This is a genomic window from Trebonia sp. (genome assembly GCF_049794275.1).
GTDB lineage: Bacteria > Actinomycetota > Actinomycetes > Streptosporangiales > Streptosporangiaceae > Trebonia.
In genome coordinates this window covers 1-3,357 of the sequence record NZ_JBARCR010000150.1, presented here as the reverse complement: position 1 = coordinate 3,357, position 3,357 = coordinate 1, and the positions used below count along the sequence as shown (strand labels likewise).

Sequence of the window (3,357 nt, the reverse complement as noted above, 5' to 3'; positions counted from 1 at the left end):
GGCGTCACCCGCGCCGGCAACGTCACGGCGTTCCGCGAGATCAGGTTCGCGCCGCCACGGGCCGCCGGCCTGCCCGCCGAGCGCGACCTGCGCACGTCGGTACTTGGCGTGGACATCGCCTTGCCGGTGATCGCCGCCCCGGTCGGCGTCCAGGCCGTGCATCCGCTCGGCGAGGTCGCCGTCGCGACGGGCACCAGGGACGCGGGAACGGCGATGGGGCTCAGCGAGTTCGCCAGCAAACCGGTGGCGGACGTGGCACGGGTGAACCCTGACGTGTTCTTCCAGGTGCACTGGTCGGCGGACCGGGAGACGCTGCTCGACCGGGCGCTGCGGGCACGGAAGGCCGGCGCGAAGGCCCTGATCGTCACCCTCGACTGGTCGTTCCCCGGCGGCCGCGACTGGGGCAGCCCGCCGATACCGGAGCGGCTGGACGCGCCGACGCTGCTCAGGTACGCCCCGCAGGTGGTGACCCGTCCCCGTTACCTCGCCGGCTGGCTCAGATCCGGCCGCCTGCCGGACCTCACCGTGCCGAACTTCGCCGCGCCCGGCGAACCCGCCCCCGGCTTCTTCGCCGCCTACCGCTCGTGGCAGTCGGTCGCGGCGCCCAGCTGGGCCGACATCGCGTGGCTCCGCGCCCAGTGGGACGGGCCGTTCCTTGTCAAGGGGGTGATGCGGGCCGACGACGCGCGCCGCGCGGTCGACGCGGGCGCGACCGCGGTCTCGGTATCCAACCACGGCGGCAACAACCTGGACGGCACCCCGGCCTCGATCCGGGCACTGCCAGCCGTGGTGACGGCCGTCGGCGGCCAGGCCGAGGTCTTGCTCGACGGCGGCATCCGCCGCGGCGGCGACGTGGTCAAGGCGCTCGCCCTCGGCGCTCGCGCGGTGATGATCGGCCGCGCCTGCCTGTGGGGGCTGGCAGCGGGCGGCCCTGCGGGCGTCCGCAACGTCTTCGACATCCTCCGTGCTGGCATCGACTCGGCCCTGCTCGCCCTCGGCCGTCCGTCCGTCCATGACTTGACCCCGGCCGACGTGATCCTCTCCGAGGACTTCGCCTACGGCCCGGACGGGCCTGCCGTATCTCCTTGGAATCCCCTTATCGGGGATTTAGCAGGGACAGCGGGCGGTTAGGGTACCCATTTGCCCAGCGTGAAAGTGGGCGTCCAAAGGCTCAAGGGCCAGAAGAGAATTGAGATTACCCACTGAACCCAGCTATGGATCGACGATACACTGTTTGGAGTCGTCGGCAAATGGGGCGACGCCGTATTAAGAAAGACGCCGATCAGGATATATAGCCCGATGAGCAGGCCCTTCACGCTAAAAAGCGTCTTCAGAAAATCCAATTCAGCTCACATCCTCTAGGTGGCCGCTCGTTCGCTGCCGACTTTCAAAACAGACGTTTACCCCTTTCATGGAGAGACATGTCATGACCTCCACGATAGATTAGGCGCGGCTGCGCATCCCGCCGACACTCCGTACCGTCGTGTCGCTCCTTAACATCTTCTGGTTCATGCCGGTACAAAGCGTCTTTATAGTAGCAAATGCTACAAATGTCGTCAATAGTCAGATATCCGGCAATTGTTGCATTTCGTTCCTTCGCTGAGTCGCTTGCCCTCGAGCAGCTCCACGAGCAGGCCTACCGCGACCTAGGCTTCCAGCTCATCGACGTACCCGCGGGCCCGCTGGCCTAACAGACGGCACTGATTCAGCAGATAAGCAGAGAATTGGTTTTGCGGGAAAGGCGGTAATGCGAAGTACCCTGGCTGAAGACGTAGCACCTGGGGGACTTGCCTGCTATGAGAACCGTGCCACGGAGTAGAGCAGCTCGTGTCGTGGTTGCGGTGCTGGCCGTAATCGTTGTCGGTGGGATCGTGGCAGGCTGCTCCGGCGGCAGTCACCCGGCGGCCGCCATCCAGACCCAGAGCCCAGCGAGCCAGTCAGCCAGTTCGCCCAGTTCGCCAACCGCGTCCGCCGCCGGCGTGTCGGGCGGCCAGACGGTCGGCTCGCTGTGCAGCTCGCAGCGGCGGGCGGTGGTCGGCGGCGCGTACATGGTGCAGAACGACGAGTGGGGCTCGGGCGCTCCCGAGTGCGTGGCCGTGGCCACGGGCGGCGGTTTCACTGTGGCCAAGTCGGCCATAGCGAAATCCGCCGGCGGGTCCCCGGGCGGCTATCCGTCCATCTACCGGGGCTGCCACTGGGGCATCTGCACGCCGGGCAGCGGCCTGCCGGTGCCGGCCTCCAGGCTGCTGTCACCGGGAACCGCGACCACGAGCTGGGCCACGACCCAGCCCGGTACTGGCGCCTACGACGTCGCCTACGACATCTGGTTCAATCAGGCGCCGACCACCAGCGGCCAGCCCGACGGCGCTGAGCTGATGATCTGGCTCAACCACAAAGGTTCCATCGAGCCCTACGGCTCGCAGGTAGGCACGGCCACCATCGACGGCCGGTCGTACCAGGTGTGGTTCGGCCAGCAGGGATGGAACACGATCTCTTACTCGATGGTGACGGGGACCACCTCGGTACAGGATCTGGATATCGGCAAATTCGTCGCCGATGCGATGAGCCGCGGCTGGATCCAGAAATCCTGGTATCTCATCGACGTCGAGGCGGGATTCGAGCTGTGGCAAGGCGGCACAGGCCTGGCCACCGACTCCTTCGCGGTCAACGTCCGGGGATAGACCGCGGCGCGGGGGTCCTGCGGGTACGGCCCTGCGGCAAAGGGTAGGGTGCGGGCATGGATGAGAGCCGGGCGCGAGAGCTGCTGGTCAAGGAACGGGACGAGGTCGCTTCGCTGCTGCGGGGTACCGAGCAGGAGGCCGAGACCGGCCTCGAGACGAACGACGACATTCCCCGTGACTTCGGGGACGAGGGGCTGCCGCTCACGGAGCAAGGCAACGACGAGGCCGTCGCCGAGGAACTGCAGGACCGGCTCGACGCGATCGACGGGGCGCTGGCGCGGCTCGATGCGGGCACGTACGGGCGTTCGGTGCTCAGCGGCAAGCCGATTCCTGACGAGCGGCTCGAGGCCGACCCGGCGGCGGAGCTGACCGTGGAAGAGGCCCGCGCCCAGGAGGCGCAGAACCGGTAACCGGCGATCGGCGATCCAGACCGCGATCTGGGCCCGCGACCTGAAGCCCAGCTTGGCCATGATGTTGGCGATGTGCCTGGCCACGGTCGCCGGGCTGATGACAAGCTCGGCGCCGATGCCCTTGTTGCTGCGGCCGTCGGCGACCATCTTGGCGATCTGCAGTTCCCTGGGCGTCAGCGGGCTCGACGGCGAGGCCATGGCCGTCGCTGCGAGCACCGCAGCCGCGGACTCCGCCGGCGTCGCCGGCGCGGCCGGCGGCTCAAGCG

General features: G+C 67.8%; 3 protein-coding genes and 1 pseudogene. 3 read left to right on the top strand and 1 reads right to left on the bottom strand.

Translation table 11 applies throughout. The annotated features are described in order from the left end of the window. The 3 genes from mftD to WA805_RS04370 form a co-directional block, all read left to right on the top strand. On the top strand, positions 1-1,131 hold a 1,131-nt coding region (gene mftD, locus WA805_RS04380), incomplete at its 5' end, for a pre-mycofactocin synthase MftD (protein ID WP_425241696.1). 710 nt (positions 1,132-1,841) lie between these two features. Further along, positions 1,842-2,681, top strand: coding sequence for a GH12 family glycosyl hydrolase domain-containing protein (locus tag WA805_RS04375; protein ID WP_425241695.1), 840 nt, complete (start codon positions 1,842-1,844; stop codon positions 2,679-2,681). Positions 2,682-2,737: 56 nt separating this feature from the next. After that, positions 2,738-3,091, top strand: a complete 354-nt coding sequence (locus tag WA805_RS04370) for a TraR/DksA family transcriptional regulator (RefSeq protein WP_422274014.1) — start codon at positions 2,738-2,740, stop codon at positions 3,089-3,091. Positions 3,092-3,166: 75 nt separating this feature from the next. On the opposite strand, the pseudogene WA805_RS04365 reads toward WA805_RS04370, so the two are convergent. Continuing rightward, positions 3,167-3,238, bottom strand: a pseudogene (locus WA805_RS04365) (LuxR C-terminal-related transcriptional regulator); the annotation flags it as partial. Positions 3,239-3,357: the final 119 nt, after the last annotated feature.

Excerpts from the sequence above, each read along its gene's own strand:
- WA805_RS04370 (WP_422274014.1), top strand. The coding sequence starts at position 2,738 with ATGGATGAGAGCCGGGCGCGAGAGCTGCTGGTCAAGGAACGGGACGAG.